Source organism: Amycolatopsis magusensis (assembly GCF_017875555.1).
Lineage (GTDB): Bacteria > Actinomycetota > Actinomycetes > Mycobacteriales > Pseudonocardiaceae > Amycolatopsis > Amycolatopsis magusensis.
On record NZ_JAGGMS010000001.1, the window covers coordinates 9094076 to 9116991 of the forward strand.

At 71.0% G+C, this 22916-nt stretch carries 23 protein-coding genes; 10 read left to right on the forward strand and 13 right to left on the reverse strand.

Annotation, left to right across the window (positions count from 1 at the left end; genetic code table 11):
* Positions 1-22 precede the first annotated feature (22 nt).
* Genes ligA through JOM49_RS41000 form a run of 3 tightly spaced genes read right to left on the reverse strand, consistent with a single transcriptional unit; the run spans position 23 to position 3911 of the window.
* Positions 23-2173, reverse strand: coding sequence for an NAD-dependent DNA ligase LigA (gene ligA / locus JOM49_RS40990; RefSeq protein ID WP_209670049.1), 2151 nt, complete (start codon positions 2171-2173; stop codon positions 23-25).
* An 11-nt stretch (positions 2174-2184) separates the two neighbouring features.
* Positions 2185-2880, reverse strand: coding sequence for a hypothetical protein (locus JOM49_RS40995; protein WP_372444195.1), 696 nt, complete (start codon positions 2878-2880; stop codon positions 2185-2187).
* Positions 2881-2894: 14 nt separating this feature from the next.
* Positions 2895-3911 (reverse strand): uroporphyrinogen decarboxylase/cobalamine-independent methonine synthase family protein, encoded by a 1017-nt coding sequence (locus JOM49_RS41000; RefSeq protein WP_209670051.1) that lies wholly within the window; start codon positions 3909-3911, stop codon positions 2895-2897.
* Between the two features lie 124 nt (positions 3912-4035).
* On the opposite strand from JOM49_RS41000, the gene JOM49_RS41005 reads away from it, so the two are divergent.
* The 4 genes from JOM49_RS41005 (at position 4036) to JOM49_RS41020 (ending at position 7247) form a co-directional block, all read left to right on the forward strand.
* Positions 4036-4869 (forward strand): nitrilase-related carbon-nitrogen hydrolase, encoded by an 834-nt coding sequence (locus JOM49_RS41005; protein ID WP_209670053.1) that lies wholly within the window; start codon positions 4036-4038, stop codon positions 4867-4869.
* A gap of 75 nt (positions 4870-4944) precedes the next feature.
* On the forward strand, positions 4945-5754 hold the full coding sequence (locus JOM49_RS41010; protein ID WP_209670055.1) for an LURP-one-related family protein: 810 nt from the start codon (positions 4945-4947) through the stop codon (positions 5752-5754).
* A 3-nt stretch (positions 5755-5757) separates the two neighbouring features.
* Positions 5758-6804: an MBL fold metallo-hydrolase gene (locus JOM49_RS41015; protein WP_209670057.1), complete on the forward strand. Its 1047-nt coding sequence runs from the start codon at positions 5758-5760 to the stop codon at positions 6802-6804.
* A complete protein-coding gene (locus JOM49_RS41020) occupies positions 6801-7247 on the forward strand; it encodes a GNAT family N-acetyltransferase (RefSeq protein ID WP_209670059.1) in 447 nt (148 codons plus the stop codon). Before JOM49_RS41015 ends, JOM49_RS41020 begins: the two co-directional genes overlap by 4 nt.
* 550 nt (positions 7248-7797) lie before the next feature.
* Here JOM49_RS41020 and mnmA read toward each other — a convergent pair.
* From mnmA to JOM49_RS41035, 3 genes are read right to left on the reverse strand one after another with little or no spacing between them, the layout of a single operon-like run.
* A complete protein-coding gene (gene mnmA, locus JOM49_RS41025; protein ID WP_209670061.1) occupies positions 7798-8889 on the reverse strand; it encodes a tRNA 2-thiouridine(34) synthase MnmA in 1092 nt (363 codons plus the stop codon).
* 5 nt (positions 8890-8894) lie between these two features.
* Entirely contained in the window at positions 8895-10091 is a 1197-nt protein-coding gene (locus JOM49_RS41030; protein WP_209670063.1) for a cysteine desulfurase family protein, read from the reverse strand.
* 44 nt (positions 10092-10135) lie between these two features.
* Positions 10136-11494 (reverse strand): MFS transporter, encoded by a 1359-nt coding sequence (locus tag JOM49_RS41035; protein WP_209670065.1) that lies wholly within the window; start codon positions 11492-11494, stop codon positions 10136-10138.
* Between the two features lie 126 nt (positions 11495-11620).
* Between JOM49_RS41035 and JOM49_RS41040 the strand changes: the two genes are divergently transcribed.
* Complete coding sequence (locus JOM49_RS41040; RefSeq protein WP_209672242.1) at positions 11621-12295, forward strand: methyltransferase domain-containing protein; 675 nt, start codon at positions 11621-11623, stop codon at positions 12293-12295.
* Here JOM49_RS41040 and JOM49_RS41045 read toward each other — a convergent pair.
* The 4 genes from JOM49_RS41045 to JOM49_RS41060 form a co-directional block, all read right to left on the reverse strand.
* Entirely contained in the window at positions 12276-13184 is a 909-nt protein-coding gene (locus JOM49_RS41045; RefSeq protein WP_245369641.1) for a lysophospholipid acyltransferase family protein, read from the reverse strand. The genes JOM49_RS41040 and JOM49_RS41045 overlap by 20 nt on opposite strands.
* Entirely contained in the window at positions 13181-13963 is a 783-nt protein-coding gene (locus tag JOM49_RS41050) for a GNAT family N-acetyltransferase (protein ID WP_209670067.1), read from the reverse strand. Before JOM49_RS41050 ends, JOM49_RS41045 begins: the two co-directional genes overlap by 4 nt.
* A 176-nt stretch (positions 13964-14139) precedes the next feature.
* Positions 14140-15099 (reverse strand): electron transfer flavoprotein subunit alpha/FixB family protein, encoded by a 960-nt coding sequence (locus JOM49_RS41055; RefSeq protein WP_209670069.1) that lies wholly within the window; start codon positions 15097-15099, stop codon positions 14140-14142.
* A gap of 18 nt (positions 15100-15117) precedes the next feature.
* A complete protein-coding gene (locus JOM49_RS41060; protein ID WP_209670070.1) occupies positions 15118-15906 on the reverse strand; it encodes an electron transfer flavoprotein subunit beta/FixA family protein in 789 nt (262 codons plus the stop codon).
* 265 nt (positions 15907-16171) lie between these two features.
* Here JOM49_RS41060 and JOM49_RS41065 point away from each other — a divergent pair, with 265 nt between their 5' ends.
* A complete protein-coding gene (locus JOM49_RS41065; RefSeq protein ID WP_209670072.1) occupies positions 16172-16996 on the forward strand; it encodes a DegV family protein in 825 nt (274 codons plus the stop codon).
* A gap of 85 nt (positions 16997-17081) precedes the next feature.
* Positions 17082-17243 (forward strand): hypothetical protein, encoded by a 162-nt coding sequence (locus tag JOM49_RS41070; RefSeq protein WP_209670074.1) that lies wholly within the window; start codon positions 17082-17084, stop codon positions 17241-17243.
* Here JOM49_RS41070 and JOM49_RS41075 read toward each other — a convergent pair.
* Entirely contained in the window at positions 17237-17668 is a 432-nt protein-coding gene (locus JOM49_RS41075) for a hypothetical protein (RefSeq protein WP_209670076.1), read from the reverse strand. The two genes, JOM49_RS41070 and JOM49_RS41075, sit on opposite strands and share 7 nt — an antisense overlap.
* A 45-nt stretch (positions 17669-17713) precedes the next feature.
* Here JOM49_RS41075 and JOM49_RS41080 point away from each other — a divergent pair, with 45 nt between their 5' ends.
* The 3 genes from JOM49_RS41080 to JOM49_RS41090 are packed head-to-tail and all read left to right on the forward strand — an operon-like array spanning position 17714 to position 20432.
* A complete protein-coding gene (locus JOM49_RS41080) occupies positions 17714-18478 on the forward strand; it encodes a class I SAM-dependent methyltransferase (protein ID WP_209670078.1) in 765 nt (254 codons plus the stop codon).
* Entirely contained in the window at positions 18475-19938 is a 1464-nt protein-coding gene (locus JOM49_RS41085; RefSeq protein ID WP_209670080.1) for a 1,4-alpha-glucan branching protein domain-containing protein, read from the forward strand. Before JOM49_RS41080 ends, JOM49_RS41085 begins: the two co-directional genes overlap by 4 nt.
* A gap of 8 nt (positions 19939-19946) precedes the next feature.
* Entirely contained in the window at positions 19947-20432 is a 486-nt protein-coding gene (locus JOM49_RS41090; protein WP_209670082.1) for a glutathione peroxidase, read from the forward strand.
* 461 nt (positions 20433-20893) lie between these two features.
* Here the strand turns inward: JOM49_RS41090 and JOM49_RS41095 are convergent, their stop codons facing one another.
* Together JOM49_RS41095 and JOM49_RS41100 are read right to left on the reverse strand one after the other, a co-directional pair.
* Positions 20894-21781 (reverse strand): nitroreductase family protein, encoded by an 888-nt coding sequence (locus JOM49_RS41095; protein ID WP_209670084.1) that lies wholly within the window; start codon positions 21779-21781, stop codon positions 20894-20896.
* A gap of 97 nt (positions 21782-21878) precedes the next feature.
* A complete protein-coding gene (locus tag JOM49_RS41100; protein WP_209670086.1) occupies positions 21879-22913 on the reverse strand; it encodes a GAF domain-containing sensor histidine kinase in 1035 nt (344 codons plus the stop codon).
* Positions 22914-22916: the final 3 nt, after the last annotated feature.

Sequence of the window (22916 nt, forward strand, 5' to 3'; positions counted from 1 at the left end):
GCGAGCTGGCGGTTTCCGGACATCACTCTGTGGCGGCCGCGGGCTCCTCCGTGACCAGTGCGACCTCGGCCGCCGCCTCCGGCCCCCGGTCCAGCAGCACCCGGAAGCCTTCCTCGTCGAGCACCGGCACCTTCAGCTGCACGGCCTTGTCGTACTTCGACCCCGGCGCGTCCCCGACCACCACGAACGCCGTCTTCTTGGACACCGAGCCGGCCGCCTTGCCGCCCCGGGCCATGATGACCTCCTTGGCCTCGTCGCGCGAGAACGTCTCCAGCGAGCCGGTGACCACAATGGACAGACCCTCCAGGTTGCGCGGGATGGAGGTGTCGCGCTCCTCCTCCATCCGCACCCCGGCCCGCCGCCACTTCTCGACCACCTCGCGGTGCCAGTCGACCTCGAACCACTCCTGCACCGCGTGCGCGATCGTCGGGCCCACGCCGTCGACGTCGGCCAGCTGCTCCTCGGTGGCCTGCTCGATCAGCTCCAGCGAACCGAACTCGCGCGCCAGTGCCTGCGCCGCCGTCGGCCCGACGTGCCGGATCGACAGCCCGACGATCACCTTCCACAGTGGACGGTCCTTCGCCGTGTCCAGGTTCGCCAGCAGCCGCCGCGCGTTGGCCGAGAGCTCCCCCGCCTTGGTGCGGAACAACTCCACCTCGGACAGGCGCTCCTCGTCGAGGTCGAACACGTCGCCCTCGTCGGCCACCGCGCCCGCCTCCAGCAGCGCCGACGCGGCCTCGTACCCGAGCACCTCGATGTCGAAGGCACCGCGCCCGGCCAGGTGGAACAGCCGCTCGCGCAACTGCGCCGGGCAGGTCCGCGCGTTCGGGCAGCGGATGTCGACGTCGCCCTCCTTCTGGTGGGCGAGCTTGGTGCCGCATTCGGGGCAGCGCGTGGGCATCAGGAACTCGCGTTCCTCGCCGGTGCGCACGTCCACCACCGGCCCGAGCACCTCGGGGATCACGTCACCGGCCTTGCGGATCACCACCCGGTCGCCGATCAGCACGCCCTTGCGCTTGACCTCCTCGGCGTTGTGCAGGGTGGCCATCGAGACGGTGGACCCGGCCACCTTCACCGGCTCCATCACCGCGAACGGTGTGACGCGGCCGGTGCGCCCGACGTTGACCTGGATGTCGAGCAGCTGGGTGGTGGCCTCCTCCGGCGGGTACTTGTAGGCGATCGCCCAGCGCGGCGCGCGCGAGGTGGTGCCGAGGCGGCGCTGCAGCGACACCTGGTCGACCTTGATCACCACGCCGTCGATCTCGTGCTCGGCGTCGTGCCGGTGCTCGCCCCAGTACTCGACGTGCTCGTTCAGCTCCTGGGCCGACTCGAGCACCTTGGTGTGCGCGGAAACCGGCAGGCCCCAGGCCGCCAGCGCCCCGTACGCCTCGGACTGGCGCGTGGGCTCGAAGCCGTTCCGCTTGCCCAGCCCGTGGCAGATCAGCCGCAGCTTGCGGCTCTTGGTCACCTTCGGGTCCTTCTGCCGCAGCGAACCCGCCGCGGTGTTGCGCGGGTTGGCGAACGGCGGCTTGCCCGCCTCCACCAGCCGCGCGTTCAGCTCGGTGAAGTCCTCCACCCGGAAGAACACCTCACCGCGCACCTCGACCAGGTCCGGCACCGGGAACCGGTCGGTGGCGGTCAGCCGGTCGGGGACCTGGTCCAGGGTGCGGACGTTGAGCGTGACGTCCTCACCGGTGCGGCCGTCGCCGCGGGTCAATGCCCTGGTCAGCTTGCCCTTTTCGTAGAGCAGGTTGATCGCCAGCCCATCGATCTTCAGCTCGCACAGGTACTGGGTGGAGCCGATCTCGCGCTCGGTGCGCTCGACCCAGGCAGCCAGTTCGCCGGCGTCGAACGCGTTGTCCAGGCTGAACATGCGCTCGAGGTGGTCGTGCGCGGTGAACTCGGTGGAGAAGGTGCCGCCGACCTGCTGGGTCGGCGAGTCCGGGGTGGCCAGGCCGGGATGGGCTTCCTCCAGCTCCTCCAGCTCACGCAGCAGGGCGTCGAACTGGCCGTCGGACACGGTCGGCGAGTCCAGCACGTTGTACCGGAACTGGTGCCCGCGGATCTCCTCGGCGAGCGCGGTGTGGCGCTCGCGGACGTCGGCCGGGACGTCCGCGATGTCCTGCGCGGCCTCCTGGGAGACGTGGTCTGGCGGAAGTTCTTCGCTGCTCACAGTGGGTAAGACTAGTCGGTACCCCCGACATTTTCCGGTGACAGCCCGCGGACGAGGGAACGCAGCTCGACCAGGGTGATGGTGGCCGCGGGCTCGGTTTCGGCGGTCTCCACCCGCCTCAGCCGTTCGGCCGCCAGCCGCTCACCGAGCGTGGCGTCGAGCGGCAGGAAGGTCATCGCCTTGCGCGATTCGGCGGTCAGTTCGGCCAGCAGCGGGTGGAACACCGCCACGTCGACCACCTGCTCGGCCTCGTCCACCTGCGCCACCACGCGGACCTCGCCGAGCGGGATCCGGTGCTCGCCGAGGTTGACCGTCACCTCGGCCGGGTCCGGCACCGGCGGCACCGAGTCGTGGTACTCCCAGATGGCGTCCTCCGCGGGCGCGGCGGCCTTCCACGCGTCGGTGTAGGGCCGCAGCTCCGGGTCCTCCTGACCGGTCAGCACGAGCGAATAGATCGCGCGCTGACCGCGGTCGAGCGAGAACTGGAGATCCGGGTGCACCAGCGCGACGGCCTGGCACAGCTCGTGTTCCACGCGCTGCGGCTCGCGGTCGCCGAGTGCCGCGCTGATCTCGGGCAGCAGCTCGAACCAGCGCTCCCAGAACGCCACCGCGGCGGCTTCCGGGTCCTCGGGCACGGTCTGCGCCGGCCACTCCGTTCGCGGATCGGGGGTGGCTGGCTTACGGCGGAAGAGGTCCCGGATGCCCACGGACCGACCTTAGGTCACCAGCCCTCGGGGGGTTCGAGGAATGCCTTACCCAGGTCCCTGGTCAGCGAAAGCGCGCGCCGCAGCCACTCGTCGGCCGCCTCGGCGAGGCCGCAGACCGGGGTCGGCACCGCCCGCTCGGCCAGGATCGAGCGGTTGAACCCGAGCCGGTCGACCAGGTCCAGTGCCGGGCGGGCGAGCGCGCGGAGGTCCTTTTCGGACTGCGTCGCGGGCGTGAGCCCCAGGAACAGCTCCACCCCGGCGTCCCAGGTCTCACCGATCTCGTCGAGCATCGCGGACGACAAGTCGACAACGGTCAGGTCGAAGGCGATCGCCCCGGCCCCGGCCTCCCGCAGCAGCTCGAACGGCGGCCGCTTCGCGCAGCAGTGCACGATCACCGGCTGGCCGGTGATCGACTTCGCGCCGTCGATCACGTGCGCCAGCAGGTCGCGTGCCTCCGGCGCGTGCACCGCGGGCACGTTCCCGTAGCCGGACGGCGTGGACAGCGCGCCGGCGAGGACCGCGGGCAGCGAAGGTTCGTCCAGTTGCACCACGATCTTCGCGCCGGTCCTCGCGGCCAGCTCGTTGACGTGCGTGCGCAGGCCTTCGAGCAGCGACTCGCTGAACTCGCGCAAGGCCCCGCGGTCGGTCATCACCCGGTGCCCGCGCGGCAGTTCGATGCCCGCGCCCAGCGTCCACGGCCCGGCGACCTGCGTCTTGAGCAGCGGCGGACGACCCGCCGCCTCCTGCAGGACGTCCAGGTCCCAGCGCCGGAGGTCGACCGCGCGCCGGTGGTCGTGCCCGGGGCGCGCGGCGACGCGGTAACCGGACGGGACCACCTCGACGGCCAGGTCGACCAGCAGCCCGGCGGTCCGGCCGAGCAGATCGGCACCCACCCCGCGGCTGGGCAGTTCCGGCTCGTGCGGGAAATCCGGCAGTTCGCCGAAGATCACCGCCGCCGCCTCGGTCGCGTCGGTACCCGGCATCGACCCGATGCCGGTGGCCGCACCCGCTTGCCATGCTCGCTCGTTCACCTGGCCGATTGTGCTCGGTGTTGCACGCGGGTAAACGGTCGCCCCGTCGCCTGTCGTTCGCGGCCTCCGGAAGTCACACTGTGGACCATCGGCAACCGATGATCACCGAGGAGGTGAAACCGCGATGCGCGTGGCACTGGCCCAGACCGACTGCCGCCTCGGCGACGTCGACGGGAACTTGACGAGCACCGAGCAGCTCATCAAGGAATCCGCGGCCCAGGACGCGGACCTGGTGGTGTTCCCCGAGCTGAGCCTCACCGGCTACGCGCTCGGGCAGCTCGCCGAAGACATCTCGCTCTGGCCGGACGACGCCCGCCTGGCCGAGCTGTCCAAGCACGGTCCCGACGTGGTGATCGGCCTCCTCGAAGACGGCCGGATCCGCAGGCACAACTCCGCGCTGTACCTCTCCGACGGCGAACTGGTGCACAACCACCGGAAGCTGTACCTGCCGAACTACCTGATCTGGGAGGAGCGCAAGCACGCCAGCCCCGGGCAGACCATGCGGGCCTTCGAAACCCGGCACGGCCGGATGGCCACGCTGATCTGCAACGACGCCTGGCAGCCGATGCTGCCGTGGCTGGCCGCGCAGGACGGCGCCGAGATCCTCGTGGTCCCGACGAACAGCGCGGCCAAGCTGACCGCGGGCTCCTTCGACCCCGCCGAGTACTGGCACGACCTGCTCGTGTTCACCGCGCGCATGCAGCAGTGCTGGGTGATCTTCGTGAACCGGGTCGGCGACGAGGCGGGCGTCCGGTTCTGGGGTGGTTCGCGGGTGATCGACCCGTGGGGTTCGGTGGTCGCCACCGCGCCGACCTGGGAGGAATCGCTGACCCTGGTGGACATCGACCTGACCGCGGTGCGCCGCCGCCGTCGCGAGATCCCGCTGCTCGCCGACGCCCGGCTCGGACTGCTGCGCCGCGAACTGGAGCGGCTCATCACCGAAAGCGGACCAGACTGAGGACAGACACGGACATTCCCCGTAAATCCCCTGATCACCGCCACTTCGGGGGTCCTCGCATTACGCTCAACCGCCATGACGAGCTCTTCGCAGCCGGGCTGGTACGCCGACCGGGCCGATCCGACCGCGCAACGCTGGTGGGACGGTTCCGCCTGGACCGAGCGGACCCGCCCGGCGCCGCGCCCGCACGACGCCGAGCGGATCGAGCTGGACCTCGAGGGCACGCCCGACCCGGACCGGATCCGCGCGCAGGCGGCCAGGGCCACCAAGGGCCAGGCGGTGCGCGGGGGCGGGGGCACGCTGTTCACCGAGCCGGTGCTGGTGGTCAACCAGCGGGCGAAGCTGTTCGAGGTGGCCAACGAGTTCGGCGTGTTCGACGCGAACGGCGACCGGCTCGGCGGGGTGGTGCAGGTCGGGCAGAGCGGGCTGCGCAAGGTGCTGCGCCTGCTCAGCTCCTACGACCAGTACCTCACACACCGCTTCGAGGTGCGCGACGCCAACCACAGCACGGTGCTCAAGGTGACCCGGCCGCGCAAGATCTTCAAGTCGCGGTTCCTGGTCACCAGGGCCGACGACTCGCCGATCGGCGAGATCGTGCAGGAGAACATGATCGGCAAGATCAGGTTCGCTTTCCTGGTCGGTGATCGTAAGGTGGGGGGTATCCACGCGGAGAACTGGCGCGCGTGGAACTTCTCCATCCGCGACGCGTCCGGCGAGGAGGTGGCCAGGGTGACCAAGACCTTCGGCGGGTTCGTCAAGGCCGCCTTCACCACGGCGGACAACTACGTGGTGCAGATCCACCGGCAGCTGCCGGATCCGCTGGCCAGCATGGTGGTGGCCGCGGCACTGACCATCGACACCGCGCTGAAACAGGACTCGGACTGACACGTGGAGATCACCGAAGACGACGGCTCACGGCACTGGGCGGAGCCGGGTGTGTACGCGGTTTCGCCCGGGGTCCACCGGATCCCGCTGCCACTGCCCAACGACGCCCTGCGCGCGATCAACGTCTACGCGGTGACCGACGGCTCACGCCTGGTGCTGGTGGATTCCGGCTGGGCGCTGGTGGAAGCCCGCGAACTGCTCGGCGCCGCGCTCAAGGCGCTCGGCGCGGAACTCGGGGACATCGCCGAATTCCTCATCACCCACGTGCACCGCGACCACTACACCCAGGCGGTGGCGTTGCGCCGCGACTTCGGCGGCCGGGTGGCGCTCGGCGCGGACGAACGGCCGTCGCTGGAGATCAGCGCCGACCCGACGACCATGCCGATGAACGCGCAGCTCCGGTCGCTGGCCCAGGCCGGTGCGACCCCGGTGATCGAGGCGCTGGCGAAGATGTTCGGCAACTACCGGCGCCCGCGCACGGACACCGCGTTGTGGGAGGCACCCGACGAGTGGCTCACCCCGGGCCGCCGCAGCGTGCTGCCGGACCGGGAACTGGACGTGGTCGCCACCCCGGGCCACACCGCCGGGCACCTGGTCTTCGTGGACGAGGCGGCGAACCTGATGTTCACCGGTGACCACGTGCTGCCGCACATCACCCCGTCCATCGGTTTCCAGCCCGCCGGCCCGGACCTGCCGCTGAAGGACTTCCTGGAGTCGCTGGCCCTGGTCCGTGGCCTGCCGGACCGGCGCATGCTGCCCGCACACGGCCCGATCACGCCCAGCGTGCACGCCCGCGTCGACGAGCTGCTGGTACACCACGACGAGCGCCTCGACGAAATGGGCACGCAGGTGGCCGATGGCGCGAACACCGCCTACGAAGTCGCGCTACGACTCGGCTGGACGCGACGGCAGCGTGCGCTCGGAGACCTGGACGCGTTCAACCAATGCCTGGCGGTGAACGAAACCGCCGCGCACCTGGACCTGCTGGCACACCGGGGCGCGCTCACCCTGTCCGAAGTGGACGGTGTGCGGCACTATTCCGTCGCATGATCGAGATCCGACGGGCGCGCCGGTCCGATGTGGCCGCCATCGCCCAAATGCTGGCGGACGACGACATCGGCGCAGGCCGGGAAACCCCTTCGCGACTGGAGCCCTACCTCGCCGCCTTCGACGCCATCGACGCGGACCCGAACCAGACACTCGTGGTCGCCGACGAGGACGGTTCGGCTGTCGGGACGCTGCAACTGACCGTCATCCCCGGCATGGCACGCACAGGCTCGGCGCGGGGCCAGATCGAAGGCGTGCGGGTGCACTCGAGCCAGCGGGGCACGGGGCTGGGGACCACCCTGCTGGAATGGGCCATCGAAGAGGCACGCTCGCGGGGTTGCGTCCTCGTGCAACTGACCTCGGACGCGCGGCGCACAGACGCACACCGCTTCTACGAACGCCTGGGCTTCGCCGCCACCCACACCGGCTTCAAGCTACAGCTGTAACTTCCAAGGACACAAATGTGGCTTTCGGGGCGGATTCGGCCCCCAAAGCCACATTCGTGTCGCCCTCATGTCACGAATGTGGCTTTCGGGACGTTTGATGTCTCGAAAGCCACATTCGTGACATCGCCCCTCCCGCCAAGGTGCCGTGAATGTGGCTTTCACGGCACATTCCGCCGTGAAAGCCACATTCACGGCACCCCACACCCCCACCGCCAACTCGCCGCCCGGCCACCAACCCGAGCACAAGAACCACCACCGCACCCCAGCAGCCAAACCCGAGCACAAGAACCCACCGCGACCCGGCAATGGGAGCCGACCACCACACCCGAGCACAAGAGCCCAACCGCGACCCGACCACCACACACCCCAGCACAAGAACCTCAACCGGCGCCCGGCCACCAAACTCGAGCAGAAGAGCCACCCAGCCCTCCCCATCCCCGGTCCAAAGCCCAAAACACGGCGAAGGCCTCGATGTCAAGGCATCTTTCCCGCCTTGACATCGAGGCCTTCGCCGTAGTCACACTAAAAAACCGGGGTGGCCCCCACGCCCCTACACCCCCGTACCAGCAATCTTCGCACTCCCCAAAACCAGATCCCCCAACTCCGCATCAGGCCGGTAAAGCACCACAACCTGCCCCGGAGCCACTCCCCGCAAAGGCTCCCGCAGCTGGATGGTCACCTCGTCCCCCGCAACCTCAGCCACCGCCGAAGCCAGCCCGCCGTGCGCGCGCACCTGCACCACGCATTCGGTCGGCCCCTCCAGCGGTCCTGCCGGCCAGATGGGCCGGTCCGCCGAAATGCGGTGTACGCCGAGGTCTCGCTGCGGCCCGACCTTCACCGTGCCCGAGACGGGTTCCAGTGACAGCACGTACCGCGGCCGCCCGTCCGGCGCCGGGGCTTCGATGCCCAGGCCCTTCCGCTGTCCGACGGTGAATCCGTGGACCCCGGTGTGCCGTCCGAGCACGGCACCGGTCTCGGCGTCGACCAGGTCACCCGGGCGCGCGCCGAGGCGCTTTTCCAGGAAGCTCTTGGTGTCGCCGTCCGGGATGAAACAGATGTCGTGGCTGTCCGGCTTGTTCGCCACCGCCAGATCGCGGCGCTCCGCCTCGGCCCGCACTTCGGTCTTCCACGAGTCCCCCAGCGGGAACATCGAGTGGCGCAGCTGCTCCGGCGTCAGCGAAGCGAGCACGTAGGACTGGTCCTTGCCCGAATCCACCGCCCGGCGCAGCTCCGGCACACCATCCACAATGGACAACCGGGCGTAGTGGCCGGTGGCCACCGCGTCGAAGCCGAGTGCCATCGCCTTGTCCAGCAGCGCCTCGAACTTGATCTTCTCGTTGCAGGTGACGCAGGGGTTCGGCGTGCGTCCGGCGGCGTACTCGCCGACGAAGGTCTCCACCACTTCCTCGGTGAACCGCTCGGCGAAATCCCACACGTAGAAAGGGATGCCGAGGATGTCCGCGGCCCGCCGGGCGTCGCGCGAGTCCTCGATCGTGCAGCAGCCCCGCGAACCGGTGCGCAGCGTGCCCGGCTTCGCCGACAGCGCCAGGTGCACGCCGACCACCTCGTGCCCCGCCGCCACCGCACGGGCGGCGGCGACCGCCGAATCCACGCCACCGCTCATCGCGGCCAATACGCGCATGCGCCTCACACCTCCGCCTTCGTCTTCGTCTTGCGCATCCCGGAAAGTCCTGCCTGCCGCGCCCTCGCGACCACCCCGCCGATCGCCGCGGCCAGCGCGGCCACGTCCTCGCGGGTCGAGTTGTGCCCCAGTGAGAACCGCAGCGACCCCCGCGCCGACGCGGCTTCGGCGCCCATCGCCAGCAGCACGTGGCTCGCCTGCGCGACCCCGGCCGTGCAAGCCGAGCCGGTGGAGCATTCGATGCCCTTGGCGTCGAGCAGCATCAGCAGGCTGTCGCCGGCGCAGCCGGGGAAGGTGAAGTGCGCGTTGCCGGGGATCCGGTGCTCGGGGTGCCCGTTGAGCCGGGCGTCCGGCACCTCCCGCAGCACCGCGGCGACCAGTTCGTCCCGCAGCTCACCCAGCAGCTTCGCGTGCTCGGGCTGCGCCTCGACGGTGGCCTGCACGGCGACCGCGAACGCGTGGATCGCAGGCACGTCGAGCGTGCCGGAGCGCACATCGCGTTCCTGACCGCCACCGTGCAGCAACGGCGTGCACGGCGTGTCGCGGCCGAGCAGCAGCGCGCCGACGCCGTACGGTCCGCCGACCTTGTGCCCGGTGAGCGTCAGCGCGGCCGCGCCGCTCTCGGCGAAGGAGACCGGCACCGCGCCGATCGCCTGCACCGCGTCGGTGTGCAGCGGGATGCCGTGCTCGGCGCAGATGGCGGTCAGCTCGGCGATCGGGTTGACCGTGCCGACCTCGTTGTTCGCCCACATGACCGTCGCCAGCGCGATGTCGGACGGGTCACGCTCGACGGCCGCACGCAGCGTCTCCGGGTGGACCCGGCCGGTCTCGTCCACGGCCAGCCAGTCGACGACGGCTCCGCAGTGCTCGGCGAGCCACTCGACCGTGTCCAGCACGGCGTGGTGCTCGACCGCGCTGACCAGGACGCGGCGGCGACGTTCGTCGGCCTCGCTGCGCGCCCAGAAGATGCCCTTGACCGCCAGGTTGTCGCTCTCCGTGCCGCCGCCGGTGAAGATCACCTCGGACGGCCGGGCGCCCAGCGCCCCCGCCACGACCTCCCTGGCCTCCTCGACCAGCCGCCGCGCCCGCCGTCCCGAAGAGTGCAGCGAGGAGGCGTTGCCCACGGTGGACAATGCCTCGGTCATCGCCTCGATGGCGGACGGCAACATCGGGGTGGTCGCCGCGTGGTCGAGATAGGTCATCGCGCCCTCCAGGGTAGCCCCGGAGGGCTTGTGACGATGCTCACCTACCCCTGTGACGGCCACCGCCGGGTGGCGGCGAAGCCGATCAGCGCCACCCCCGCCATCGCCGCCCCGACCACCGCCATCGCCGCCGAGGGCCGTTCGGCCGTCCCCAGCGCGGTCAGCAGCACCCCGCCGAAGCCGACGGTCAGCGCCGAACCGACCCAGTCCCCCAGCTGGCTGGCCGACATGGTGAACCCGCGCTCGGCCACCGGCGAGAACCGCAGCAGGAGCAGCGAAACCGAGGGCATCGCCAGCCCCATGCCCGCGCCGCCGATCGCCGTGCAGGCGAAGGCGAGCCAGCTCGGTGCCCAGGGCTGCGCGACGAAGACGAACATCCCGACCCCGACCGCCACCAGGGCGAACCCGGTCCGCAGCAGGAACTCCCTCGACCAGTCCGGATAGCGCCCCTGGAGCATCGAGGCAGCCGACCAGCCGAGCGCGGTGACCGTCAGCGGCAGCCCGGCGGCCGCCGGGCTGTAGCCGTGCACGCTGCTCAGGGTCAGCGGCAGGAACGCCTCCATGCCGAAGAACGCCCCGGACAGCAGCGCCCGCGCCGCGACCACGGTCGGCAGGCCCGCGCGCAGGGTCAGCGTGCCGGGCGGCAGCAGGCGGCGCAGTGAGAGCACCAGCGCGACCGCCCCGACGACGCCGTAGACCAGCGCCACCGGCGACGGGTGCTGCGCGGCCCAGGTCAGCGCCGCGATCCCGATCGCGACGACCACCGCCGACGGCACCCCCGCCCGTCGTTCGCGCTCGCCGGGAACGTGGGGTTCGAGCCGCCGCACCACCGACAACAGCAGCACCACGGCGATGCCCACCAGCGGGATCAGCGCCAGGAACACCCACCGCCAGCCGAACCGCTCGGTGACCAGCCCGGCGATCGACGGCCCGATCACCCCGGGCAGCACCCAGGCCGCCGCGTTCGCCGCGTAGATCACCGGCCGTTCGCGGTCGGTGAAGACGAGCCCGATCAGCAGGGACACCGCCACCAGCACCAGGCCGGAACCGAAGCCCTGCAGCACCCGGCCGAGCAGCAACAGCGGCATGGTCACCGCCGTGCCCGCGACGACCAGCCCGGCCAGGAACAGCAGCGGCCCGGTCAGCAGGCCGAGCTTCGGGCCGCGGGCGTCGCCGAGCCTGCCGGACAGCACGGTCGCCACCACGCTGGAAACCATGAACGCGGCGAACGGCCAGGAGTACAGCGCGGTGCCGTCGAGTTCGGCCACCATGGTCGGCATGGCGGTGGCCACACCCATGTTCTCGAACGCGACGAGCGTGATCACCAGCAGGATGCCGGTGGTGGTGACGCGGTGTTCCCTGGTCCAGAGCACGCCGCGGCCGGGGGCCAGGGTGTCGGTCATGGGCCTCAGCCTGCAAGCTCCACCGCGGTGGAGGTCAAGAACGAGCACCCGGAGGCCTGCGTGAGCGCGCTCTACGACCGGATCGGCACGGGGTACTCACTGGGACGGCGTACCGATCCCCGCTGGATGGCGGAAATCGTCGCCGCGCTCGGTGACGCGCGGTCCATCATCGACGTCGGTGCGGGCACGGGCTCCTACGAGCCTCCCGATCGGACGGTGCTCGCCGTCGAGCCGTCCGCCGAGATGGTCCGGCAGCGACCGGCGGGAGCGAGTCCCGCGGTGCGCGCGCTGGCCGAGGCCCTGCCGGTGCGCGACCGGGCGGCCGACGCGGCGCTGGCCGTGCTCACCGTCCACCACTGGACCGACTGGCGAGGCGGGCTCGCCGAACTGCGGCGGATCGCGCCACGCCAGGTGGTCCTGGCCTACGACACCCGCCTGCACACCGAGTTCTGGTTCGTCCGCGAGTACGTGCCGGAGATCGCCGACCTGGAGCTCGGCCGGCCGTCGGCCCCGGACATCGCCGCCGAACTGGGTGCCGAAAGCGTGCTTCCGCTGCCGTTGCCCTGGGACTTCACCGACGGCGTGTTCCCCGCCTACTGGCGACGACCGGCGGCCTACCTCGATCCCCGCGTCCGCCGCGCCTGCTCCGCGCTCGCGCAGACCGATCCGGCCGCCGTCGAGCGGGGCGTCCGGCGGCTGCGCGAGGACCTCGATTCCGGGCGCTGGCACGAACAGCACCGCGACCTGCTGGCCCTCGACCAGTGGGACGCGGGCTTCCGGCTCATCGTGGCGCGGGAGTGACCCTCGTCGGCCGCGGCGCCACCGCGTCCACCTGCACCGTCACCTTGCGACGGCGCTGCGCGGGAATCTGGACCGTGCCGAGCGCGGCCGACACCGCGGCTTCGGCGAGCCCGGCCAGTTCCCGGCGGTCCACCGCCCGGCCCGGCGCGATTTCGGGGCACACGAAGACTTCCAGCACCAGCCCGCGCAACCGGGCCACGCGGCGCAGCGAGTCGATCAGGGATTCCGGGCCGATGAACGCGGGCCAGGTGGTTTCGCGGCCGTCGGCGAGGCGGTAGCGCAGGGCGATCGGGCGGACCGGCACCCCGCCGTCGATCGCCGCCTGGAAGGCCGCCGTGGTGAACCGGCCGGAGGCGCGGCCACACCAGGTGGTCGCTTCCGGGGTGACGTTGACCAGCGAGCCGCCGCGCAGCGCACCAGCCAATTGGTCCATTGTGGACGGCAGGGTGGACAGGCGTTCGCGGTCGAGGAAGATGGTGCCCGCCTTGGCCACCAGCAGGCCGAGCACCGGCCAGCTCGCGATCTCCCGCTTGGCCAGCGCGCGCATCGGCCGCACGGCGTTGACCGCGACGATGTCCAGCCACGAGATGTGGTTGGTCACCACGAGCGCGCCACGGGCCGGAGCGGCGGCCAGCTCGGCGCCGCCGTGCACCACCAGCCGGACGCCGAACGAGCGGAGCACACCGCCGAACACCAGGCGTACCAGGCGATCCCGGGCCCGGCCGCGCAACACCAGCAGTCCGGGGACGGCCGCCAGCGCGGTCAGCACCATCAGGGACGCCGCGGCGAAACGCAGCACGCGGCGGACGAAGTGGACGGTCGGCTCGCCGGTGGTCAGGCAGTGGTCACCGCACGGCGAAGGCGGCATCCACGGGTGCCGGGGGCTCATCCCCCCGCTCCCAGGAAGAACTTGAGGTAGCGCTCGTCGACGTTCTGCAGGTCCAGCAGCACCAGGAAGTCGGCGACGCCGAAATCCTCGTCCAGCGCGGGCGGGCCGCACACCTTGGCGCCCAGCCGGACGTACCCCTTGATCAGCGGCGGCAGCACCGAACGGCTGGGGCGCGCGACATCGTCGCTATGCCATGGGTTCAGCGGCCGCACGCGCAGCTCGTCCGGCGCGTAGTGCTTGGTGCGCAACAGGTCCCAGACACCGGCGGCGTAGCTGCCGTGGCCGGTCAGCGGCACGGACGCGCAGCCGGCGAGGTAGCGGTGCCCGGACAGCAGCATGTAGCGGGCGATACCCGCCCAGACCAGGCTGACCACGGCACCGCTGCGGTGATCGGGGTGCACGCAGGAGCGGCCGGTTTCGACCAGCGAGCCACGCAGGTCGGCGAACGCGGTCAGGTCGAACTCCGTGTCGGAGTAGAGGCGGCCCGCGTCCGCGGCGCGCTCGGGCGGGAGCATGCGGTAGGTGCCGACGATCTCGCCGCTGTTGTCGTCGCGGACCACGAGGTGGTCGCAGAACCGGTCGAACTCGTCGATGTCGTAACCGGGTTCCGGCGAGTGGAGGGTGGCGCCCATTTCCTCGGCGAACACGCGGTGGCGCAGGCGCTGCGCGGCGCGCACCTCTTCGTTGTCGTTGGCGACGAGGAGGGAGTAGCGGGGTGCGCCCGCGGGGAGCTCGGCACCGGCCTGATCAGTGCTGACGAGCAGCTGTGATCGAGTCATACCCGTAGGTCTACGCCCGGGAAGAACCACCGGGAGAGCCACGCGGTGGCGCTTCGGTGCACGTTCAGTTAATAGCGGGTTCTCAGCCTCCTCTCAGGTACGAGGCGGCTGAATGCCAGGAGTGGGGCATTACTTGCGTTCATTGCAAGTAATGCCCCACTCCTGGCAATGGCTGGTCAGCTCTTGCGCTTGGTGACGGCTTCGGTCAGCTGCGGGGCGACGGCGAACAGGTCGCCCACCACGCCGAAGTCGGCGATCTCGAAGATCGGGGCCTCGGGGTCCTTGTTGACCGCGATGATCGTCTTCGAGGTCTGCATCCCGGCCCGGTGCTGGATCGCGCCGGAGATGCCCAGCGCGATGTACAGCTGCGGCGAGACCGTCTTACCGGTCTGGCCGACCTGGAACTGCGCCGGGTAGTAGCCGGAGTCGACCGCGGCACGTGAGGCGCCGACGGCCGCGCCGAGCGAGTCGGCCAGCTTCTCCACCACGTCGAACTTGTCGGCCGAACCGACCCCGCGGCCACCGGAGACCACGATCGAGGCCTCGGTCAGTTCGGGGCGGTCGCCACCGACGATCGGCTCCACACCGGTGATCTTGGCCGACTTGGCCGCGTCCACCGCGGGCAGTTCGACGGTCTCCTCCGCGGCGGCGCCGTCGGCCTTCTCGGCCTCGACCGCGCCCGGGCGGACCGAGATGATCGGCGTGCCCTTGGCGGACTTGGCCTTCACCGAGTACGCGCCACCGAAGACCGACTGCTCGACCGTGCCGTCGGAGTTGACCCCGACCACGTCGTAGAGCAGGCCGGAGTCCAGCCGCGCGGCGAGCCTGCCGGACACCTCCTTGCCCTCGGCGGTGGCGGCCACGATCACGGCGGCAGGCGAAGCCTTCTCGGCCAGCAGCGCGAGCGCGTCGACCTTCGGTGTGACCAGGTAACCGGCGGCGTCGGCGGACTCCGCCACGTACACCTTCGCGGCACCGTAGGCGGCCAGGCTGTCCTTGACCTTGCTCGCCGAACCCGGCTCGCCGACCACCACGGCCGACGGCTCACCGAGCGCGCGAGCCGCGGTCAGCAGCTCCAGCGTGGACTTCTTGACCTCACCGTCGACGTGGTCGACGAGGACCAGAACTTCAGACATATTCCCGTCTCCTCAGTCTCAGATGATCTTCTGGCCGACCAGGTACTCGGCGGCCTTGGTGCCGCCGTCGCCGTCGTCCTCGACGCGCTCACCCGCGCTGCGCGGGGGCTTCGGCGCGGCTTCGACCACCGCGGACCAGGCGTTGCCGAGGCCGACCTCGCCCGCGTCGACCCCGAGGTCGGCGACGGTGAGCGTCTCCACCGGCTTCTTCTTCGCGGCCATGATCCCCTTGAACGACGGGTACCGCGGCTCGTTGATCTTCTCGGTGACGCTGACCAGCGCCGGGAGGCTCGCCTCGAGGTGGGTCAGGCCTTCGTCCGCGGTCTCGCGGTCGACCTTCACCGAGGTGCCTTCGACGGTCAGCTGCCGGGCGTGGGTGAGCTGCGGCAGGCCGAGCAGCTCGGCCACGATCGCCGGTACCGCACCACCGCGGCCGTCGGAGGCCTCGTTGCCGGCGATGACCAGGTCGACGTTGCCCACCTTGCGGACCGCGGCGGCGATCACCTTGGCGGTGGCGAGCAGGTCGGACCCGTGCAGCGCCGGGTCGGAGACGTGAATGGCCTTGTCGGCACCCATCGACAGGGCCTTGCGGATCGCGTCGGTGGCACGGTCCGGGCCGACCGCGAGCACGGTCACCTCGCCCTCGCCGGCTTCCTTGATCTTCAGCGCTTCCTCGACCGCACGCTCGTTGATCTCGTCGAGCACCGCGTCGGCGGACTCGCGGTCAAGGGTGTGGTCGGACTCGCTGAGCTTGCGCTCGGAATAGGTGTCGGGCACCTGCTTGACCAGGACAACGATGTTCGTCATGGGTCCTTCACGACCTCCCGTTATTTCGGGTGCCTCAGTGCACCCGCAGGGCTGTACTCGCCGGTAGTTAAGCGCAGATCCGGGCGTGCTGGCGCGCCGAGGTGACGGCATTCACCTGGATGAGCCAATAATCGGGACGATCGTCCCGATAGTCTCCCGCCGACTGCGTACAGTGTGTGTTCCGTCCCACTCAGTGGTATCGGTGTTACACCATTCGGACGCGTTCGGGTTAGCCTGCTTGACTGTGGTGAACCACGTAGCCGTGATGACCGACTCGACCGCCTGCCTGCCCGAGCAGCTGGCGGCCCAGTGGAACATCGGCATCGCCCAGGTCCAGCTGCACGTCGGAGATCGACTCGACGACGAGCAGCGCTTCGAGCGTGCCGACCTGCTGGCGGCGATGCGCGCGGGTCAGGAAGTCTCCACGTCGCCGCCCGATCCCGGCGCCTTCTTCTGGGCCTACCAGGACGCGATGAGCCGCGGCGCCACCGCGATCGTCAGCATCCACCTCTCCGGGCGCATGTCCGCGACCGTCGAGGCGGCGCGGGAAGCCGCGCAGCAGGTGCGGATCCCCGTGCACGTCCTCGACAGCGGAACCACCGGCATGAGCCTCGGCTTCGCCGTGCTGTCCGCCGCCAGGGCCGCCGCGGCGGGCGCGCACCCGCGCCGGGTCATCGACGCCGCCGAGTACCGCTTCCGCACCAGCACCGAACTGCTGTACGTGGACACCCTCGAATACCTCAAGCGCAGCGGCCGGATCGGCTCCGCGCAGGCGATGCTCGGCAGCGCGCTGGCGCTCAAGCCCCTGCTGACCGTGCGCGAGGGCGAGGTCGCCCCGCTGTCCAGGGTGCCCGGCCGCCGCCGCGCGCTGAACAAGCTGGTCGACCTCGCCACCCAGGAAGCCCGCGGCAAGCCGGTCGACGTGGCGCTGGTCCGCTTCGGCGACGATGAGCGCGTCCTGGAGCTGGCCGAGCAACTGCGGCAGCGCATGCCACAGGTCCGCGAAACCATGACGCTGGAGGCCAGCACGATCATCGGCGCGCACGTCGGCCCCGGCGCGCTGGGCATCACCGTTTCCCCTGCCGGGTGAACGGGTAACACGTGGGGGAACCACGTGGACCCGCGGTTCGTTGATCTGACGAACCGGACAAACCGCCACGCGCAGGAGGACCGAGATGGCATCATCGCTGTTCCAGAAGATCGCGCGATTCGCGAGAAGCCCGCAGGGCCGCCGGACGATCGACCAGGTCAAGCGGTACGCCAACGACCCCCGCAAGCGCCAGCAGGCCAAGGGCGTACTGGGCAAGCTGCGGGGCCGGGGCAAGCCCCGCTACTGAGCCGGAACTGGTGCCGGGGCCCGTCGCCGCCCCGGCATCAGCACCACCACCAGCGCGGCGAGCGCGCCCGCGGTCAGGCCGACCGCGTTGAGCGCCTGGTCCACCGGCTGCAGCACGTGCAGGTGGGCCAGGTGGTAGATCGTGTGCGGCACGCTGAACACCAACCAGGCCGAGCCCGCCAGGCGCGCGGCTCCGGTGGTCTTCAGCACCAGCGCGCCGGCGGCGACCACGCCCAGCGCCAGGAACATCGCTCCGACGTCGCGGACCAGGTGCTCGTTGAACGGCCCGTCCGCCGAAACCCAGCCGCTGCGGAAGCCGGGGAAATCCAGGTAGAAGGACCCCGGCAGGAAGCACGCCCACCCTCCGGTGGCGAATCCGACCAGGGCGAGCAGCGCCAGCGTGGCGCGCGTGAATGTCGACTGCATGACCTTTGGACTGGATAGCCCCGGTGGATGTGACAGGGTGACCGGGTGACCACCCCCGCCGAGGCCCTGCACCTCACCGGAGAACGCACCGTGCCGGACGTGCCGGAGGAGAACTACTGGTTCCGGCGCCACGAGGCCGCCTACGCCGCCCTGCTGCCCTACTGCGCGGGCGCGACGGTGCTGGAGGCCGGGTGTGGCGAAGGTTACGGGGCCGGGCTGATCGCCACCTCCGCGCCGCGGGTGCTGGCGCTGGACTACGACGAGCCGACCACCGCGCACGTGGCCCGGCGCTACCCGGCGCTGGACGTGATCCGCGGCAACCTCGCCTGCCTGCCGCTGCGCTCGTCCACTGTGGACGTGGTGGCGAACTTCCAGGTGATCGAGCACCTCTGGGACCAGGGCGGGTTCCTGGCCGAATGCCTGCGGGTGCTCAAACCGGGCGGACGGCTGCTGGTCACCACGCCGAACCGGCTCACCTTCACCCCGGACAGCGACGTACCGCTGAACCCGTACCACACCAGGGAACTCTCGGCCGCCGAGCTGGACGAACTGCTTCGCTCGGCCGGGTTCGGGGTCGAGCTGCTGCACGGGTTGCACCACGGCGCGGCCGTTCGGGCGCTAGACGAGCGGTATGGCGGCTCGATCATCCAAGCCCAGCTGGACGTGGTCATGGGGTCGTTGCCGGGGCAGGCGACCTGGCCCGCCGACCTGCTCGCCGACGTCGACTCGATCCGCACCGGGGATTTCGTGGTGCACGGCAAGGACGTCGACGCGAGCCTGGACCTGGTGGCCGTGGCGGTGCGTCCGTGACCGAGCACGAGGGCACGTTCTGCCTGGTCCTGCACAGCCACCTGCCGTGGCTGGCGCATCACGGGTCCTGGCCGGTCGGCGAGGAATGGCTGTACCAGGCGTGGGCGCATTCGTACCTGCCGGTGGTGGACCTGCTGCGCCGCTTCGCCGACGAGGGCAAGCGCGATGTGCTCACCCTCGGCGTCACCCCGGTGCTGGCCGCGCAACTGGACGACCCGTACTGCCTGCGGGCTTTCCACCACTGGCTCGGGCACTGGCAACTGCGCGCACGGCAGGCTTCCACGCTGTGGTCCGGCGATCCGCTGCTGCGCTCTCTGGCCGCCGATGAACACCTGGCCGCGGATCACGCCTGCGAGGAGCTGGAAACCCGGTGGCGCCACGGGTTCTCGCCGGTCCTTCGGTCCCTTGTGGACTCCGGAACGATCGAGCTGCTCGGCGGCCCGGCGACCCACCCGTTCCAGCCGCTGCTCGACCCGCGCGTGCGGGCTTTCGCGCTGCGGACCGGTCTCACGGACACCCAGCTGCGCGTCGGTCACCGTCCGGAAGGGATCTGGGCGCCGGAATGCGGTTACGCGCCGGGGATGGAGGCCGACTACGCGGCCGCTGGGGTGCAACGGTTCCTGGTGGACGGCCCTTCGCTGCGCGGTGACACTTCCGCGGCGCGGACGGTCGGCTCGTCGGACGTGGTGTGTTTCGGGCGAGACCTCGAAGTGACCTACCGCGTGTGGTCACCGAAGGCGGGTTACCCGGGGCATGGGGCCTATCGGGACTTCCACACCTGGGACCACAACGTCGGCCTGAAGCCCTCGCGGGTGACCGGCAAGCAGGTCGAGCCCGGGGACAAGGCGCCCTACGACCCGGCACTGGCCGCGGACACGCTTCGCTTGCACGTCAAGGATTTCGTGGACACCGTGGTGACGCGGTTGCGTTCGCTGCGGGCGCAGCACGGACGTGAGTCGCTGGTCGTCGCGGCGTACGACACCGAGCTTTTCGGACACTGGTGGCACGAAGGCCCGGCGTGGCTGGAGGCGGTGCTGCGAGCGCTGCCGGAGGCGGGCGTGCGGGTGACCACGCTGCGCGGCGCCCTGGACGCCGGCCACCTGGGCGCGCCGGTGGACCTGCCCGCGTCTTCGTGGGGTTCGGGCAAGGACTGGCGGGTGTGGGACGGCGAGCAGGTCGCCGACATGGTCACCGCGAACACCGAGCTGCAGCAGCGCTTGCTCGCCCTGCCGCCGGGCGCGCGCGGCCACCGGGATCCCGTGCGGGACCAGCTGGTGACCGAGGCGCTGCTGGCGTTGTCCAGCGACTGGGCGTTCATGGTCACCAAGGACTCCGCCGCGGACTACGCTCGGCGCCGGGCGCGCGTGCACACCGAGCGCTTCGACGCGCTGGCCGGCGGTTCGCCGTCGGCTGGTTGGGACCGGCCGTTCGGGCACCTGGATGCCCGCGATCTGCTGTGAGGTTGTCGATGGGGATCAAGGACATCGAGGTGGAAACGCTCGACGGTGAGCCCACCACGCTCGGCGCACTGGGCGACAAGGTGCTGCTGGTGGTGAACGTGGCGTCGAAGTGCGGGCTGACGCCCCAGTACACCGGCTTGGAGAAGCTGCAGGAGCGTTTCGGCGCGCGGGGCTTCTCGGTGGTCGGGTTCCCGTGCAACCAGTTCGCCGGTCAGGAGCCGGGGAGCGCGTCGGAAATCCAGACCTTCTGCTCGACCACTTATGGCGTGACCTTCCCGCTGTTCGCGAAGACCGAGGTGAACGGCCCAGGCCGGCACCCGCTCTACGCCGCCCTCACCGCCACCCCCGATGCCGACGGCGAAGCTGGGGATGTGCAGTGGAACTTCGAAAAATTCCTCGTAGACACGGACGGCTCGATCCTGGCGCGCTTCCGCCCCCGCATCGAGCCCGAGGATGAAGCCGTACTCAAATCCATCGAAGCCGCCCTGCCCTAAGCCCGGGCGCCCCAGCCGAACCCCACATTCGCGCACCCGAACCCCACACTCACGCACCCGAGTCCCACATTCAGGCGGGCGAACCCCACATTCAGGCGCTCGAGTTCCACGTTCGTGCGCCCGAGTGCCGCGTTCCTGGCGCGAGGTTCCGAGCCCTGGATTCGGCCGAACGTCGGACTCGGCTTCCTGGACGTGGGATTCGGGTGCCTGCGTGTGAGGTTCGGGTGCCCGAGTGTGAAATTCGGCTTCCTGAACGTGAGGTTCGGGTGCCCGAATGTGGGGTTCGGGTGCCTGAATGTGGGGTTCGGGTGCGTGAGTGTGGGGTTCGGGGTGGGGACGGCCGGCCGGGGCGGCGGGTGCCGCGGGCCGGCCGGCCGGTTCATCCCACCCGGGATTGCTCTGTGGCGGGCCGCGAGGGGCGGCGGCTGTGCACGCCTGGCCGTCCGCTCGCGGCCCCGGGTTCACACGGCGACGGCGGTGAGGTTCTGCACCACCTCGTCCAGCGGTCGTCGTGTGGTGGCGGGCAGGGGTTCGGCGTTCAGCCGTGCCCAGCCGAGGCGGCACACGACCTGCGCGTGCGCACCGTCCAGCAGTTCCTTCGACAGCACCTGCCGCACATCGGCGACCCCGAGCGGATCGGTCAGCGCACAGCTCGCCAGGCCGAGCCCGGTGGCGGCCAGCAGGATCTCGCTCAGCGCCTCCCCCGCCCGCAACCGCGCCAGGCGGTCGTCGGCGGCGGTGCCGATGGTCAGCAGCACGGACTCGTGGTCGTGGTCCGGCACGCACGGCGGCCAGTGCCCGCCGGCGAGTTCGAGCAGCACGGCCGGGCCCAGCAGCTGGTAGCGGGCGCATTCGGCGAGCGCCCGCACCAGCTGTGGCCGCGCCCGGCGGTCCTCGACCGCACGCACCACCGCGCCGGTGGCTTCCGCGCGGTCCGCGATCAGGGAGAGGTGGGACTCCGGGGGACGCCTCGGTTCGTACCGGCGCCGGTCGGAGCGGCGGCGCGGGATCGCGGCCGCCAGCGCGACCTCGTCGGCTCCCGGTTCCCCGCGGGACAGCTCCACCGTGGCCAGGTGCCCGGGTTCGAGCGCATCGGGCAGCCGGTGCACGCGGGTGCGCCAGCCCTGCACGGCGAAACCGATTCGCAAGTGGTGCAGCGCGACGCCGCAGGCCAGCAGGAGCTCGGCGCCGTCCGGGTCGGTCTCCGGCACCTGGCGGTCGCGTCCGGCGTGGAGTTCCAGCGCGTCGCCGCCGGTGCGCCAGCGCCATGGCTGCGAGTTGTGCACCGACGGGGCACGCACGGCCAGCTCGATCGCGGTTCGCACGGTTCGCTCGTCCGGACCAGCCATCGCGCGCCTCCTTCGCCAGGTTTCGACGATGGCACAACCGGACCACGGCCTCGCAGGGCCGAAAGTCCCCGGATGGCAGGGACTTCCGCCCGCTCGCTCAGGGCAGGGGCACCGACCAGAGCAACCGGGTGCCCCCTTCGGGCGAAGCCTGCACGTGCAGCGTGCCACCGGCGTCCGCCGCGCGCGCCGCCAGCGCGGCCAGTCCACTGTGGATCAGCTCGGGCGCGATGCCGGCGCCGTCGTCGGAGACGCCGATGCTCAGTTCGTTCTCCACCGCCACCGCCACGGTCACCGTCTTCGCCCCGGCGTGGCGCACGGTGTTGCGCACCGCCTCCCGCACCACCGCTTCCGCGTGCTCGGCGAGATCCGGCGGGACCACGCTGAGCGGTCCGGTCATCCGCACGACCGAGCGCATCCCGCTGTCCTCGACCAGCTCGCCGATCACCTGCTGCAGCCGTCGCCGCAGCCAGGTCGCGCCCTCCGGGTCGCCGTGCAGGTCGAAGATCGTGCCGCGGATCTCGCGGACCACCTCCTGCAGGTCCTCCACGCACTCCCCCAGCCGCCGCCGGAGTTCCGGGGATTCGGCGCGATGGCGGATGCTCTGCAGCGACAGGCCGACCGCGAACACCCGCTGGATCACGTGGTCGTGCAGTTCGCGGGCGATCCGGTCGCGTTCGTTGAGCAGGTCCAGTTCGTACTGGTGCAGTTGCTCGCGCGCGGTCCGCACGGCCAGCGCGGCCTGCTCGGCGACGCCCTCCGCGACCGGCACCCGGTTGGCCTCGAAGGGCTCGCCGCCCTTGTCCCGCAACGCGATCAGCACTCCGGACACCTCGTCCCCGGCCCGCAGCGGGACAGCCAGCGCGGGTCCGAAGCGGTCGTCCAGCCCGGCCCCCGGCGACAGCGCGCGACGCGCCTTGCCGGAGCGGAACACCGCGCCGCCGATCGTGCGGCTGAGCGGGAGCCGTCTGCCGTCGAACCCGTCCGCGGCCGGTCCGGCGGCGGCGATCACCACCAGGGCTTCGACCGCTTCGGCCAGTGCGCCGTCGTCGGGCAGCACCAGGAGGGTGTGGTCGGCGCCGAGCAGCTCGCGGGCGCGGACGACCACCAAGCGCAGGACCTCACCCTCGGTCACGCG